We start from the raw sequence: 14,241 nt of genomic DNA, 5'->3' as shown, positions 1-14,241 counted from the left end.
GGCGCGCATGACTCATGCGCGCCTTTTTGCTGCGGCAAGGAGTTGAAACCGTGACTGCTGTGCCATCCGCGTGGCGCTCGGTGCCCCTGTCAACGAGCGAAGTGCCGTCCGTCGTCAGCGGCATGCAGGCGTATTACGATGACCGCGCCGGCGAGTACGACGACTGGTACCTGCACGTCGGCATGTACGACGACCCGCCGCACAACGAGCGCTGGCAGGTCGAGGTTGGCATCATGACCGGCTGGGTGCAAGCATTCGCACACGGCCGCCTGCTGGAGATCGCCAGCGGCACCGGCTGGTGGACGCGCCGGCTGGCCCGCCGCGCGCAGGTGACCACGCTCGACTATTCGCCAGCTATGATCGGCGTGCTGCGCGCGCGGCTGGCTGCGGAGGGCGCGCGCGCCGACGTATCGCGCGGCGATGCCTACCGCCTGCCGTTCCGCAGCGGCGGGTTCAACGCCTGCTTCTTCGGCTTCTGGCTGAGCCACGTGCCGTCGCCTTTGCTGGACGGCTTTTTCGCGGAGGTGGCGCGCGTGATACAGCCCGGCGGTGCGGTGCTGATCGTGGACTCGAAACCGTTTCGCGGCGAAGCGCCGGGCGTCGAGTTGAAGCAGGAGCGCATCCTGAATGACGGCTCGCGCCACGCGATCGTCAAGGTCTACCACACGCCGGAGACGCTGGCCGGCCTGCTGTCGCGCTACGGCGATGGAGTGGATACCTGGTCGAGCGGCTCGTATTTCACCGCCGGGGTCTACCGGCCGGTATTGCACGAATAGCGCCGTCGCAGCGCCTGCATCCGCGCAAATCCAACGCCCTTTCCAGACCGGAAGGGGCGTCGTTGTTCGGTCATACAGAGCCAATAGCGGCCCATGCCCCGGTTGAAACTTTGCGCGCCTTTCATTCGTCTATGATAATGAAGCGTACAGCGCATCTGCGCTGTTCATGCAGAGGAGGACAAATGGTACGTCAATTCACTATCATGGTCGCGCTGTTCGCACTGCTGGCGCTGACGGCGTGCAATGCCGGGCCCGTCGCACCGTGCCAGGTCGCTGTGTCGAAGCAGGCGGCCGATCAGTTCGTCCAGCGCGCCGCGCAGGCGTTCACGGGTGGCAAGAGCGCGACGCTGACGGCCAGCAACGACGAAGTCTCGTCGCTGCTGTCACTGTACCTCGACGATTTCAAGAAACGCAACCCGGAAGATTTCATCCCGATCAGTAACGCCATCGTCTGCTTCGACAGCGGCAAGGCCGACCTGTTCGGGCAAATCGAGTGGGGTAAGGGCAACCCGGTGGCCGCGCTGATCACGCTCTCGGCAGCGGCGTCGGGCGGCAAGCCGGTCTTCACCGTTTCGCAGATCCAGCTTGGCCCGGTGCCGGTGCCGGCCGATCTGAACGCGCAACTGACGCGCACCATCAACCGCACAATCGCGGCGTACCTCGACCGCATCACCATCGCGGAGATCAAGTTATCTCCGGGGCAGTTCTCTATTACCGGGCAATTGCGCTAGTCGCTAGCTGCTAGTTTGGGATAACTTGGGATAACTCTTGGGATATAACGGGATATAAATAGTCTAGTTACAAGGGGGCCGATCGGCGGCCGCGCCAAGACGAAAATCCAAGCGTCTGGAACACGAAAGGCACGATAGGGGGGCGAAAAACGCGAATCGACACCATAGAGCGTTTTCCAGAAATAATCGATACGCGACCTGTCACTGCGAGAATCCATGTCGGGGTGCGGCATACGCGGCCGGCAAGGTTTCTCAGGCACTGCGTGCCTTCGAAATGACAGTGCGCGCGGTTTCGTCATTTCGAAGCCGCGCAGCGGCTGAGAAATCCTGGCCTCGACTCGCCGCCCATTGATCGTATCAGGTTACTGGTGAAAATGCTCTGGTTCGCGTTTTTTCGCTCACTTTCGCGTCCCTCGTGTTCCCAGCGCCTGATCCCTACTCCCTGACCCCTGACCCCTATGCTCTCCATTCGCCTGCTCGGCGCGCCGGAACTCCTGCTCGACGGCCGGTCGCTGGCAATCAGCCGCCGCAAGAGCCGCGCGCTGATCTACTACCTCGCCGCGCAGCAAAAGCCGGTCAAGCGCGAGCGCCTGCTCGCCTTCTTCTGGCCCGACGCCGACCGCGCCTCGGCGCAGCAGACACTGCGCGCCACGCTGTACGGCCTGCGCAAGGCGCTCGGCGATGCGCTGGCGATCGACGACGAGCAGGTTGGCATCGCCGCCGGTACCACGGTCGACACGCACGATTTCGAAGCCGCGCTGCAATCGCCCGGCGCGGATACCGCTGCACTGTCTGACGCGGTCGCTCTGTATCGCGGCGAGTTCCTGGCCGATTTCGGCCTGCCCGACACGCCGGAGTTCGACGACTGGGTCGCCGCCGAACGTGAACGCTACCGCCGCTTGATGGTGCGCGGCCTGACGGCGCTGAGCCGCCGACACGAGCAGGCGCAGGATTACGCGGGTGCGCTGGCCGTGCTCGACCGCGCGCTGGCGTTCGACCCGTTGCAGGAAGACGTGCAGCGGGCCGCCCTGCGCCTGCACTACTATGCGGGCGACCGCGCCGGCGCGATCCGCCGCTACGAGCAGTTCCGGCGCCTGCTCGACGACGAGATGGGCGTGCCGCCGATGGCCGAGACGCGCGCACTCTACGACGCGATCATTACCGACAAGCTGCCACAGCCGGCCGCGACGCCGGCCGTCGCCGCACCGCGCGCGCCGCGCATTGCGATCTCCGGCCTGTTGCCGTTCACCGGCCGCGCGCTGGAGTTGGAAGCGCTGCGGCGGCTGACTGTCACGCACAAGGTCGCGCTCATCGAAGGCGAGGCCGGCATCGGCAAATCTCGCCTGATTGACGAGTTGATCGCCACCTCCGGCTGGCTGCCAGTGGTCGGGCGCGCGCGCGAACTGGAAGGCGCGCTGCCTTACCAGCCGGTCATCGAGGCGCTGCGCGATCTGACCGTCCGCCCGGACTGGCCCGCGCTGCGCGAGCGCATCCGCCTGGCGCCGATCTGGTGCGACGAGGTCGCCCACCTGCTGCCGGAACTGTCGGCGTCGCACCGCTGGGCGAATGTCGTCAGCGCGCCGGTCACGATCAACGACGAGTCGCGCCTGTGGGAGGGCGTCTCGCAGTTCCTGCTGGCGTTGGCGCAGGAGCGCCCGCTCGTCTTCACGCTCGACGATGCGCACTGGGCCGACGCCTCCTCGCTGGCGCTGGTCGGCTACCTGGCGCGGCGCGTGGCCGCCATCCACATGCCGGTTGCCCTGATCATCGCCACGCGGCCGATCGAGGCGCGCTCGCCGCTGGCCGTGCTGCGGCAGGCGCTCGTGCGCGACGGTCAGGCCGAGCCGCTGCACCTGCGGCGCCTGACGGCGGACGACACGGTCGAGCTGGCACGGCACCTCAGCCGCGACTATGCACAGCCGCTGGCCCACTGGCTGGCGCGCACGTCGGAAGGCAACCCGTACATCCTGAGCGAACTCGTGCGCGAGGCGCGCGAGCGGCAGATCCTGCGCCCCGACGGCGTGGTGAACCTGACCGAGCTGTCGCAAGCGCCGCCGGTGCCGCGCAGTGTGTACAGCCTGATCGAGTCGCGGCTGGCGCGCCTGTCGGACAACGCGCGGCGCGTGGTCGATGTCGGCGTGGCGGTCGGCCGCGAGTTCGAGTTCGACATCGTCGCGCGCGCGGCGGGCCTGTCTGAGGCGGCGGTGCTGGACGCCGTCGACGAATTGCGATCGGCGCACCTGATCGGCGAGGCGCACGACGCCGACGGCCGCGCATCGTACCTGTTCGATCACTCGCTGACGATGGAGGTCGCCTACGCCGAGGTCGGTGAGGCACGTCACCGCCTGCTGCACCGCCGCGTGGCCGAGGCGATCGAGCAGGTGCATCGCCAGCAACCCGATGCGGTCGCCGGTCTGCTGGCCTGGCACTATGCGGAAGGCGGCGAGCCGGAGCGGGCCGCGCCGCACGCCTTCCGCGCCGGGCAACTGGCCGCGCGCCTGCCGGCCTGGAAGGAAGCGATCGCGTTTTACGAGCAGGCGGCGCGCAGTGAGCGCGACCCCGAGCGCAGCCGGCGCATCTATATTGCGATGGGCGAGGCGTGCTACCAGTCGGGCGCGGTTGCCAAGGCGATCGACGCCTACCGGCGGGCGCTGTCGCTGGCGCGCGGTCCCGACGCCGACGATGCGCGGATCGCGCTGGCGCGCGCGCTGATGACGCTCGGGCAGTTCGCCGAGACGATTGCGCTGGCACAGGCGGTGCTGGACAGCGACACGCCGGACAAGCGCGCCGACGCCGAGTTCACGCTGGGCACCGCGCTCTCGGTCGAAGGCGCCGACCTGGCGGGCGCGATCGAGCACCTCCAGCGCGCCGCCAGCATGGCGCCGCCCGGCGGCATCCTGCAGGCGCGCGTGCGCTTCGAGATGGGCAGTATCGAGGCGCAACTGGGCAACCTGGAGCGCGCCATCGAACTATATCGCGCGTCGCTGGATGCCGTTACGAGCGCCGATCCGTCCGACGAAGAGTCGATGCTCTGGCGCATCTTCGCGCACAACAATCTTGCCTATCACCTGCATCTGCTGAGCGACCCGCGCGCGGCGGAGTTTGCGCTCGACGGGTTGCGCATGGCACAGGAACGCGGCATGTTGACGCTCATGATGTTCCTGCTCTCCACGCTCGGCGAGATCGCGCTGGCGGCGGGCGATCTGGACCAGGCCGAGACGCGCTTCACGGAAGGCCTGGCGCTCGCCGAGCAGTCGGCAGTGCCGGAACGTATCGCCGGACTGACGGCCAATCTCGGCCGCGTCGCGCAGGCGCGCGGCCAGTCCGGGCTGGCGATTCACCGGCTGTCGACGGCGCTGGCACGCGCCGAAGCGCTCGGCTTGCAGCATCTCGGCGCGCAGATCCACATCTGGCTTGCGCCGCTGTTGCCCCCCGCTGAAGGGCGCGCTCACGTGGCCGCTGCGCGCGCCATCGCCGAGAGCGGCCGCCGCAAGCGCCTGCTGACCGAGGTCGAAGTGCTCGAAAAGACGCTGGCGTAGCCCACTGAAGAAAAACCGCCAACCGCAAAGCACGCAAAGAGCGCAAAGAAGACACAGGCCACTTTAGATTGGCGTTGCTCCGAGTTACTAGCGGGAAGCAAAGTTTTCTCTGCGCTCTCTGCGGTTAATTCTTTCGCGTGCGTGAACAAACCGGCCTGTTCACGCTCCCGTTCACGCTCCTGTCACGCTGTCGCGGTATCCTATTCACAGTGAAGCGAACGTAATTGATACCACGAGCAAACAGGAGAAAAGCCATGACCCATTGGAAGCCGGATTACAGCCACACGCAGATTATGTTTTCGGTCAAGCACATGATGATCTCGACGGTGCGCGGCCAGTTCGACAAATTCACGATCGATGCCGATATCAACGAGCAGGACGTCGCGAAGTCGTCTCTGACGGTCGTGATCGACCCGGCGAGCATCAACACGAAATTCGAGCAGCGCGATACGCACCTGAAGTCGCCGGACTTCTTCCACACCGACGTGCACCCGGAGATCGTGTTCAAGAGCACGAAGGGCGTTCACATCAGCGACACGCATGGCAAGTTGATCGGCGACCTGACGATCAAGGGCGTGACCAAGCCGCTCGAACTCGACGTGGACTTCCTGGGCCGCGTGAAGACCCCGTGGGGCACCGAGAGCGCGGGCTTCAGCGCCAAGGGCAAGATCAACCGCGCAGAGTGGGGCCTGACCTGGAACGCGGTGCTGGAAGCCGGTGGCATGATGGTCGGCGAGGACATCCTGCTCGACGTCGAGGCCGAGTTCGCCAAGCCGGTCGTGCAGCCAGCCGCGGCCGATTCCACCAAGCCGGTTGCGCAGCCCGTCGCGGCGTAAGCGTATCAGTTTAGCAATCAGCAACACACGGGGAGTGGGGAAAGACGACCTGACAGGCCCAACCTGTCGGGTCGTTGTTTTTTGCAACGTTCAAGCACTGCGCCGTCGGACTGCCGGGCGTATTACCTGCTGACGCTGACGACTGACTTGCGCGCCAGGCGGGAACCATCATGCCAGCCACATCGCATAGCCACGCGCGCCACCAGGTACGCATCGCGGCCCTGAACGGCAGCCTGCGCGAGGGCAGCTATACGCGCAAGGCGCTCGAAATTGCGCTGCGCGGCGCGCGCGGTCGGCGCGCATGTGCGCCTGTTGGACGTGGGGCGCACGGTGGCGCGCTTCGCGTTCCTGCACACGTCGGACAAGACGCGCGACTTCCTTGCCGCGTGGGAGCGGGCGATGCCGAACCCCGGCGGCGGGCATGAGGTCGAGGGCGGCGAGGAGTGATACTGATTCAAGCTGTTCATGTCCTATTTTGTCATGCCGAGCGCGAAGGTCGATCTTGCGGCCTGGCGTACGCTACACGCGCGAGGCATCTTTAATGCAGCACTTCAGATGTCTCGCGCGCGGGGCGGGCTTCCAAAGGTACGGTCTTGCCTGCGCGCTCGACATGACCATTTAGGACATGGTCAAATTGAAACAGTATGAGGGTGACGGAGCGACAAGACGACAGGATGACAAGATGAAGAGATGAAAGAATGACCGGAAGGCGGTTGATGCCTTCCGGTCATGTTGTTTGCCTGAGTATCAGACGCGTTCCTTCTTGCGGTCTCCGTCTCGCGCTTGCATCCATGCCTTCAGCAGGCCACGATCTTTGTATTTGCCTCTCAGCCTATGGATGCGGGCGCGCGTGATTGGCGTCAATACGATGCGGCGCGATTCTTCGACCACCTCGACTGTGATCAGCGTGTTCGGCACGATTCCCAATTGGCGCCGAATTGGCTCCGGTATTGTAATACGGCCGTGACCGTCAATGCGTGTATGCATCGCGGTCAGGTACCTTTGGCCGAGTCGCAAGGTGCGTTACCCAGTCGCCTTGTCATCCCATCATCCGGTCATCTTGCCATCAGCTATGGCGACAGCCGCTCGATGCGCCAGGCGCCGCCGGGCTCGCGCAGGTAGCGCACCCGGTCGTGCAGCCGGTACTCACCGGCCTGCCAGAACTCGAACATCTCCGGGTTCACGCGGTAGCCGCCCCAGTGATCCGGCCGCGGCGCGTTGTCGCCGTGCTGCGCCTGCAGCGCGCGGACGCGCTCCTCGATCACCGCGCGGCTTTCCAGCACCGCGCTCTGCTGCGAGGCCAGCGCCGAGATGCGGCTGCCGGCCGGGCGGCTCTGGAAGTACTCGTCGGATTCGGCGGCCGTGGTCCGCGTGACTGTGCCGTCGATCCGCACCTGGCGGTGCATGGGCGGCCAGTAGAACAGCAGCGCGGCGTGCGGGTTCTGCGCCAGTTCGCCGCCTTTGCGGCTCTGGTAGTTCGTGTAGAAGACGATGCCGCGCGCGTCCATACCGCGCATGAGCACCATGCGCGTGGAGGGGCGCCCGTCGTGTGTCGCGGTCGCGACACTCATGGCGTTGGGCTCCTCAATGCCGAAGGCAAACGCCTCGTCAAGCCATCGGTTCAGTTGCGCCAGCGGGTTGGGGTCAACTTTGCTAACGTCGAGGGGGTTGCTGGGTGTGTTGGTCATCGTGCGATCTCGCTCCATATCACCACAGAAACACGGAGGCACAGAGAAACTTCGAACTTTAGCATAGGTTCTCAGTGTCTCTGTGTCTCCGTGGTGGGTTTGGTTTTATCTTTCCCCTACCCCGCGATCGTCAGGCTCTCCAGGTCGCGCGGGTAGTAGGTCATCATCTCAATGCCGCCGGCCGTGATGGCGACCGTGTCGGAGTGACGGTAGCCGCCGAGCTCCGGCGCGTACAGGCCCGGCTCGACCGTGAAGACCATGCCCTCTCTCAGCACCGTGTCGTCGCCGATGTCGAGGAACGGGCCCTCGTGGTAGCGCAGACCGATCGCGTGGCCGCTGTGGTGCTTCCAGTACGGCTTGAGGTCGTTGTCCTCGTAGAATTTGCGCACCGCGCGGTCCACGTCGCTGCACTTGACGCCCGGCTTCATCGCATTCAGCGCAGTCTGCTGGGCCTGCAGCATGTGGTCGAAGAACAGCCGCTGGTCGTCGCTCGGCGCGCCGATGATCATCGTGCGCTCCAGTTCCGACTGGTAGCCCCACATCGGGCAGCCCGCGCCGGTCACCAGCACGTCGCCCGCCTGGAAGACGATGTTATTCGCCAGCGCATGCGGGATCGCCGCGTTGCGCCCGATCTGGCCGCGGTAGCCCGCGCTGGGTCCGCTGCGGCCATAGCCGAGCGCGCGGTAGATCGGTCCGATCGTGTCCATCATTGCCAGCGTCGCCTCGTTGCCAGCCCGCAGGCTCACTTCGGTCTCGGTCACGCCGACCTTCGTATAGCGCTGCAAGAGCACGTGCGCCAGGTGCCCCCACTTGACGCTCTCGCGGATCAGCGCGAGCTCGGCCGGGCTCTTGAGCGCCATCATGTCCTCGACGAACGGGTTGACGTTGACGTAGGTGCAGCCGAGCATTTCGGTCAGCGCCGGGCCGCGATAGCCAAGGATCCACGGGTAGCCGTCGTTGTCCGCGCCGACGCGGCCGCCGAAGCCCATCTCGGCCAGCATCTGCTTGAACAGCGTCATCGGGTGCGGGTTGTCGGGGTATTCGAGGTAGTTGTCCACCCGGCCGCCCTGCACGTTCGCCTTGGCGTGCTCCAGTTCCAGGCGCGGCACGAACATGCCCTGCTCGCCCTTTGCGTTCATCATCCACGCGATCGGCCGCTCGGTGGGAATAAACGCGAAGCCGGAGTAGTAGAGAATGTGGTAGTTGTCGAACAGGGCGACGCCAGACAGCTTTTCCTGCTGGATATAGCCCTTCAACTGCTCCGCGCGCGTGCTGAACTCGGCGCGGTCGATCTTGATCGATGTGCTGGCAATAGCCATGCGGGCTCCTCGGGTGTATAAATGGGTTGGACGTATGACTCAGACGCTCACCCCGGCATTATACCATGAAGGAGCCATGCCGGAGGGCGGGTATACCGCCAAACTGTTGGAGGCGCAGCCGATCGTCATGCCGGCATGGTGTTAGCCGGCATCCACTCCAACCGGAATCTGATACTGTTTCAAATTGAAAATGTCCCCATGTGCATGTCGCATGAGCACACGGCACACCGCCAAATTCTGCCCTCCCCCCAGCCTCCTCCCAACTTCGCTGGGAGGGGGAGCAAGTCTCCGGGGATTGGCGCGGCGGCTACGCCGCCGCGCCAATCCCCGGTAGTTTTTCCCCTTCTCCCCCGGGCGCGGGGGAGAAGGGGCCAGGGGATGAGGGGGCGGCAGTTGCGTCTGCGCAATCGCTATGAGGACATGGCCAAGTTGAAATAGTATGAGGCTGTTGCGGCGCTCGGTTTGGGTGGATTCCGGCCAAAAACGTGCCGGAATGACGGACTGGCTGGCCGTGCGATCCCGATACTTTTGTGGTATACCCTGGAGGGCGGCATGCCCACAACAACGAGCCAGCTCGCGCTTGTGCGCGGGCTGGCTCAATCGCTTCGCACGCCTTGCGATCAGACTAGACTGGCGGGCGCATAGGTAAGACAGACGAGACCCGATCTGAAGACCCTGCTGCTGCGCAATGCCAGCGTATGTCGCTCCGTGATGCCGGCAAACAACGGTTTGCCCCTACCGAGCACGACCGGAGTGATAAAGATGCGGTATTCGTTGATCAGGCGGTCGGGCATCAGCGCCAGCGCCAGATCGGAACTGCCGAAGATCGCGACGTCCTTGCCAGGCTGTTGCTTGAGTCGCGACACTTCGGCGGCGGCATCGGTTTTGACCAGCCGCGTGTTCTGCCAATCGGCGCGTTCCAGCGTCCGCGAGAAGACGAGCTTGGGCAGGCTGTTCATTCGGCGCGCCACCTGCGGGTCGTCCTCGAGAGCGGCCGGGGTGGGCCAGTAGCTCGCCATCAGTTCATACGTCACGCGCCCGAACAGCAGCGCGTCAACGCGGTTCAGCAGGTCGATCGCATAGGCGTTGAACTCGTCATCCACCCGGTGCCAGTCAAGCTCATGGTGCGGCCCTTCGAAGTAACCGTCGAGCGACACCGCCATTTGAAAGATGACGTTGCGCATGTCACGCTCCCGGCCGGTACGTCAGCACGACGACGCCCTTGCCGAGCGTTTTCGATTCGACCAGTTCCATAGTCTGCCGTGCGAGGCCGTCGCCGAAGACGCGCCTGCCGCCGCCGACGACCACTGGGTGAATCATCAACCGGTACTCGTCAACCAGATTGTGCTTCGCCAGCGTCTGGATCAGGCCGCAGCTTCCGAATACCAGGATGTCCATGCCGGGCTGCTGCTTGAGCGCGGCGACCGCCGCGGCCACGGCGCCCGCGATCCGCCGCGAGTTGTTCCAGGCGAATTCCGTCAGCGTCGTCGTCGCGACGTACTTCGGCAGGTTGTTCATCCGGTCACCGTAGCCGCCGTCGCCGCCCATCGCCGGCCAGGCCGCCGCAAAGCCCTGATAAGTGACGCGCCCCAGCAGCAGTGCATCTGCGGCATAAAACTCGTCGGTCTTGTATTTGGCGATCTCGTCGTTCCAGAACGGCATGCTCCAGCCGCCGTAGGCGGACTTATCCGCGCCGCCGGGGTCTTCCATCACGCCATCGATGGTGACAAATTCGGATACGATCACTTTACGCATTGGTTGCTCCCTCTCCCTTGTGAATTGTGCGTCACCGACTCGCCGCCAGGTAGGCTGCCAGCCGTCCCAGTGTCTGATTGCCGCCCTCGATGGCGTTGTGTTCCCTGACCACGCTGTCGCGCTCCGCAGCCGTCTTGAAAAGAGCGCGCATCGTCAGCACGGTCTTGCCAGACTGCTCGGCAAACGTTACGGTGGTCACAAACTGCCTCGGCTCGTTCTCGTCGCCCGAGTCGTGCTTGTAGACCAGTTTGCCCGGCCGCTCGATCACTGCATAGACGATCCGGTTCGGGTAGTCGGTGCCGTCCGGGCCGTGCATCACGAACACCCACTCGCCGCCGGGGCGCACATCCATCCGCTCGGTCGTGATCGTGAAGCCGTTCGGGCCCCACCACTGCCCGATGTGCTGCGGGTCGATCCACGCCGCGAATACAATGTCGCGCGGCGCGTCGAAGATGCGCGTGGTGACGATCTCGCGCTCGGCGATGCCTGCGTGGGTGGATATGCTCATCGGTTCCTCCCGGCCGGCGCCCCCATCGTCAGAAGCAGTTCGGCCATGCGATCCGTCGATTCGCGCACGCCAAGTTCCATGCCCTCGGCGACCATCCCGTCGCGGTCGGCGACGGACTGGAAGACAGATTGCTCAATCACGCGGGTGCGGTCGCCCAGATCTTCCAGCACGAGCGTTTCCATCGCCACGTGACCCGGCACGCCCTCGTACTCGAACGTCTGCACGGTTCCCCGGTCCGGGGTGACGGCGTGATAGACGCCGTGGAAGGCGTGCACGCTGCCGCCCGGGGCGCGCTGCACGAAGCGCCACTGCCCGCCGGGCCGCACGTCCATCTGCTCGACGGTGGTCGTCAGGTAGCGCGGCCCCCACCAGTGCGGAATGGCCTGCGGGTCGGTGAACGCTCTGTAGACGAGCGCGAGCGGCGCGTCAAGTTCGCGAATCATAATGATCTCGTGCTTGCCCGGTTCAACCTTGATCTCGGTCATGCTCATATGGAGCCCCCTCCCTGGGGTGCGTTTCCTACTTCGTTCCCGGCTTGTGTGCTGTGCTCTTCGTGGGTCTTCGTTCCGGCGTATCGCCGTGTCGTCAGGCTGTGCGCAACGAAGCCAGATAGGCGTCCAGTTGGCCGTAAGTGCCCTTGAAGCCCGCCTCCATGGATTTGCTGGCCGCTTCGAAGATCCGGGCCTCGGTCTCCGTCGCGTTGAACGGAACACTGGTGCTGGTGAGGACGGTCTTGCCGTCATGCTCGCTGAACGTCAGGGTGGACAGCACTTCCAGCGGCCAGTTCGGCTCCATCGGATGCCGGATCGGAGTGCCCGCCGCATCGGTAAACGAGTTGATGAAGACGATCCGTTCTGGCGACACAATCTCGCGGAACACCAAGCGGCCCCACATTTCGGCGCCGTTCGGCGCGCGCATGCCGTAGCGGAAGAGTCCGCCCGGCCGCAGATCGACGTCGCAGGCCAGCATGACGAAACCTTTCGGACCCCACCAGTGGAACAGGTGCTCGCGCTCGGTGAACGCCCGGAAAACGAGTTCGCGCGGCGCGTCGAAGACGCGGGTCAACTGGAACGCCTGCCCGTCGGTCGGTGCGGCGCCTTTACTTACTGTGCTCATCCTTCTTCTCTCCCTCGGATTGGATTTTCTTCAGATAGTCGTCCAACCGGTCGAAGCGCTCTTCCCAGTTGCTGCGGTACCGTTCGACCCAGTCGGACACATCTTTCAGCGGCTCGGCCTTCAGGCGGCAGGGGCGCCACTGCGCCTCGCGGCCGCGCTCGATCAGACCGGCGCGCTCCAGCACCTTCAGGTGCCGCGAGATCGCAGGCAGGCTCATCGCGAACGGCTGTGCCAGCTCGGTGACGGTCGCTTCGCCGGTGGCCAACCGCTCCAGAATCGCCCGGCGGGTCGGATCGGACAGGGCGGCGAGCGTGGAACTCAATGAATCAACGGTTATTGTGGTTAACATAGTAGTTAATTAACAATATGGTTAAATATATAACACAAATAGCCGCCTGTCAAGGGGTCTGGGCAAAATTCAGCAATTCTCAATTTGGAGTCGGCTACCAATATGCCCCCTCATCCCCTGCCCCTGCTCCCCCGCGCGCGCGGGGGAGCAGGGGCCCAACGAAGTTGGGAGGGGGTCGGGGGGAGGGCAGCGCCACTTTTTCGGCGGGCCAGCTTGCGTGACAAGCGCCTGAGAGCCAGCGCATCGCAAGCGGCATTGGAAAGTACCCGTACAAAGCCAAATTGAGAATTGCTGGGCAAAATTCACGGGGCAATTTCGTCGCAACCCGCTGCCCGGTGATTTGCCTATCCCTGCCGCCAATGACATAATCTCATCAAACCCCATGACCGTTCCGACCGCTCCACCGCCGACGTTCGCCGCTACGTTCCGCTCGCTGTTGCGCCGCGATGTGCTCGCCATATGCTATCTGATCTTTATGGCCGACCTCGTCGCCGGCATGCTCTCGTCCACCTTCTCGCTCTACGCGCAGAGTCTGGGCGCGACGTTTGCCGTTATCGGCGCGCTCAGCAGCGTGGTCGGCATCACGCAAATGTTCATCTCGGTGCCGATCGGGCTGGCTTCGGACCGCAGCGGGCGCAAGCGCGTGCTCGTGCTCGGCATGGCGGTCATGGGCATCGCGACCGCGCTGTTTGCCGCCGCGCCCGACGTGCTCTGGCTGTTTGCGGGGCGCATCCTGCTCGGCGTCGCATTCGTCTCGACGTTTCAGATCGGCGTCGCCGCGCTCGGCGACGTGGTGACCCCGGCTGAGCGCGGACTGGCGTACGGCATGTATACGACCACGATGGGCGTGGGGTTTGCGCTGGGGCCGCAGGTCGCCACGCTGATCACGGCCCAGGCCGGGATGCCGGCGGCCTACGCCTTGGCGTCGCTGGTGTCGGTCGCCGGCGCACTAATCGGCTGGCGGTTGCTGCCCGAACCGCAGCGGCCCAGTGAAATCGGCACCCTGCGCGCGCCGGTTTCGATGTGGGATGCCATGCGCGCCATGCTGGCTAACCCGCACCTGGTGGCGGGCAGCCTGGCCAACCTGCTGATCAACACGATCTTCAACGGCGCGGTGAGCAACTTCTTTCCCGTCTACGTCGCCGAGATGGGATCGACCCAGGCGGCGGTCAACACGATGTTCTCGGCGCGCGCCGTGGGCTCGACCTGCGCGCGCTTCCCGAGCGGCGCGCTGACGACGCGCATCGCGCCGCGCCGCATGATTATGGCGGCGCTGTTTATCGCCCTGGGGGCGGTCGGCCTGATGAGCATCGGCGCCGATCCGTGGCTGCTTGGCCTGCTGCTGGTCGCGGAAGGCGTCGCGTTCGGCATGCACCTGCCGTCGGGGCAGGCGTTCTGTGCCGAGCAGTCGACGGCGGCGACGCGCGGACAGGTCGTCGGTGGCTACAGCATGACCGGCAGCCTGGGCAGTGCGCTGGCGCCGCTTGTCATGGGTTTGGTCGCGGAGTGGTGGGGCGTGCGCGCCGTCTTCCCGTTCACCGCCGCGCTGATTGTCGGCGGCCTCGTGCTTATCTTCGTGCTGTTCCGCCGCCCGGCGCCCAACGCCTGACGGCGACCGGAACTT

At 65.0% G+C, this 14,241-nt stretch carries 15 protein-coding genes; 6 read left to right on the top strand and 9 right to left on the bottom strand.

What is annotated here, in order from left to right; genetic code table 11:
• Positions 1-50 precede the first annotated feature (50 nt).
• The 5 genes from HZB53_02040 to HZB53_02020 all read left to right on the top strand — a co-directional run bounded on the left by HZB53_02040 (position 51) and on the right by HZB53_02020 (position 6,329).
• Positions 51-776, top strand: a complete 726-nt coding sequence (locus tag HZB53_02040) for a class I SAM-dependent methyltransferase (GenBank protein ID MBI5876405.1) — start codon at positions 51-53, stop codon at positions 774-776.
• Between the two features lie 182 nt (positions 777-958).
• Positions 959-1,507, top strand: coding sequence for a hypothetical protein (locus tag HZB53_02035; GenBank protein MBI5876404.1), 549 nt, complete (start codon positions 959-961; stop codon positions 1,505-1,507).
• Between the two features lie 458 nt (positions 1,508-1,965).
• Entirely contained in the window at positions 1,966-5,046 is a 3,081-nt protein-coding gene (locus HZB53_02030; GenBank protein MBI5876403.1) for an AAA family ATPase, read from the top strand.
• A 254-nt stretch (positions 5,047-5,300) separates the two neighbouring features.
• The gene (locus HZB53_02025; protein MBI5876402.1) at positions 5,301-5,882 is read left to right on the top strand and encodes a polyisoprenoid-binding protein; all 582 of its coding nucleotides are present in this window, start codon (positions 5,301-5,303) and stop codon (positions 5,880-5,882) included.
• Positions 5,883-6,152: 270 nt separating this feature from the next.
• The gene (locus HZB53_02020; protein ID MBI5876401.1) at positions 6,153-6,329 is read left to right on the top strand and encodes a hypothetical protein; all 177 of its coding nucleotides are present in this window, start codon (positions 6,153-6,155) and stop codon (positions 6,327-6,329) included.
• 300 nt (positions 6,330-6,629) lie between these two features.
• On the opposite strand, the gene HZB53_02015 is transcribed toward HZB53_02020, so the two are convergent.
• The 9 genes from HZB53_02015 to HZB53_01975 all read right to left on the bottom strand — a co-directional run bounded on the left by HZB53_02015 (position 6,630) and on the right by HZB53_01975 (position 12,617).
• Positions 6,630-6,899, bottom strand: coding sequence for an AbrB/MazE/SpoVT family DNA-binding domain-containing protein (locus HZB53_02015; protein ID MBI5876400.1), 270 nt, complete (start codon positions 6,897-6,899; stop codon positions 6,630-6,632).
• A 53-nt stretch (positions 6,900-6,952) separates the two neighbouring features.
• Positions 6,953-7,588, bottom strand: coding sequence for a pyridoxamine 5'-phosphate oxidase (pdxH, locus tag HZB53_02010; GenBank protein MBI5876399.1), 636 nt, complete (start codon positions 7,586-7,588; stop codon positions 6,953-6,955).
• A 98-nt stretch (positions 7,589-7,686) separates the two neighbouring features.
• Positions 7,687-8,889 carry an aminopeptidase P family protein gene (locus HZB53_02005; protein MBI5876398.1) on the bottom strand — a complete coding sequence of 401 codons (1,203 nt, stop codon included), beginning with the start codon at positions 8,887-8,889 and terminating at the stop codon, positions 7,687-7,689.
• Between the two features lie 620 nt (positions 8,890-9,509).
• Positions 9,510-10,073, bottom strand: coding sequence for a dihydrofolate reductase (locus tag HZB53_02000; GenBank protein ID MBI5876397.1), 564 nt, complete (start codon positions 10,071-10,073; stop codon positions 9,510-9,512).
• Between the two features lies 1 nt (position 10,074).
• The gene (locus tag HZB53_01995; GenBank protein ID MBI5876396.1) at positions 10,075-10,644 is read right to left on the bottom strand and encodes a dihydrofolate reductase family protein; all 570 of its coding nucleotides are present in this window, start codon (positions 10,642-10,644) and stop codon (positions 10,075-10,077) included.
• A 31-nt stretch (positions 10,645-10,675) separates the two neighbouring features.
• The gene (locus HZB53_01990) at positions 10,676-11,152 is read right to left on the bottom strand and encodes an SRPBCC family protein (GenBank protein MBI5876395.1); all 477 of its coding nucleotides are present in this window, start codon (positions 11,150-11,152) and stop codon (positions 10,676-10,678) included.
• Entirely contained in the window at positions 11,149-11,643 is a 495-nt protein-coding gene (locus HZB53_01985; GenBank protein ID MBI5876394.1) for an SRPBCC family protein, read from the bottom strand. Before HZB53_01985 ends, HZB53_01990 begins: the two co-directional genes overlap by 4 nt.
• A gap of 94 nt (positions 11,644-11,737) precedes the next feature.
• On the bottom strand, positions 11,738-12,268 hold the full coding sequence (locus HZB53_01980; protein ID MBI5876393.1) for an SRPBCC domain-containing protein: 531 nt from the start codon (positions 12,266-12,268) through the stop codon (positions 11,738-11,740).
• On the bottom strand, positions 12,252-12,617 hold the full coding sequence (locus tag HZB53_01975) for a winged helix-turn-helix transcriptional regulator (protein ID MBI5876392.1): 366 nt from the start codon (positions 12,615-12,617) through the stop codon (positions 12,252-12,254). Before HZB53_01975 ends, HZB53_01980 begins: the two co-directional genes overlap by 17 nt.
• A gap of 382 nt (positions 12,618-12,999) precedes the next feature.
• On the opposite strand from HZB53_01975, the gene HZB53_01970 reads away from it, so the two are divergent.
• Positions 13,000-14,226, top strand: coding sequence for an MFS transporter (locus HZB53_01970; GenBank protein ID MBI5876391.1), 1,227 nt, complete (start codon positions 13,000-13,002; stop codon positions 14,224-14,226).
• Positions 14,227-14,241: the final 15 nt, after the last annotated feature.

It is taken from the genome of Chloroflexota bacterium (assembly GCA_016235055.1).
GTDB lineage: Bacteria > Chloroflexota > Anaerolineae > JACRMK01 > JACRMK01 > JACRMK01.
The sequence above is the reverse complement of the archived record's forward strand: the minus strand, read 5'-3'. Positions and strand labels throughout refer to the sequence as shown.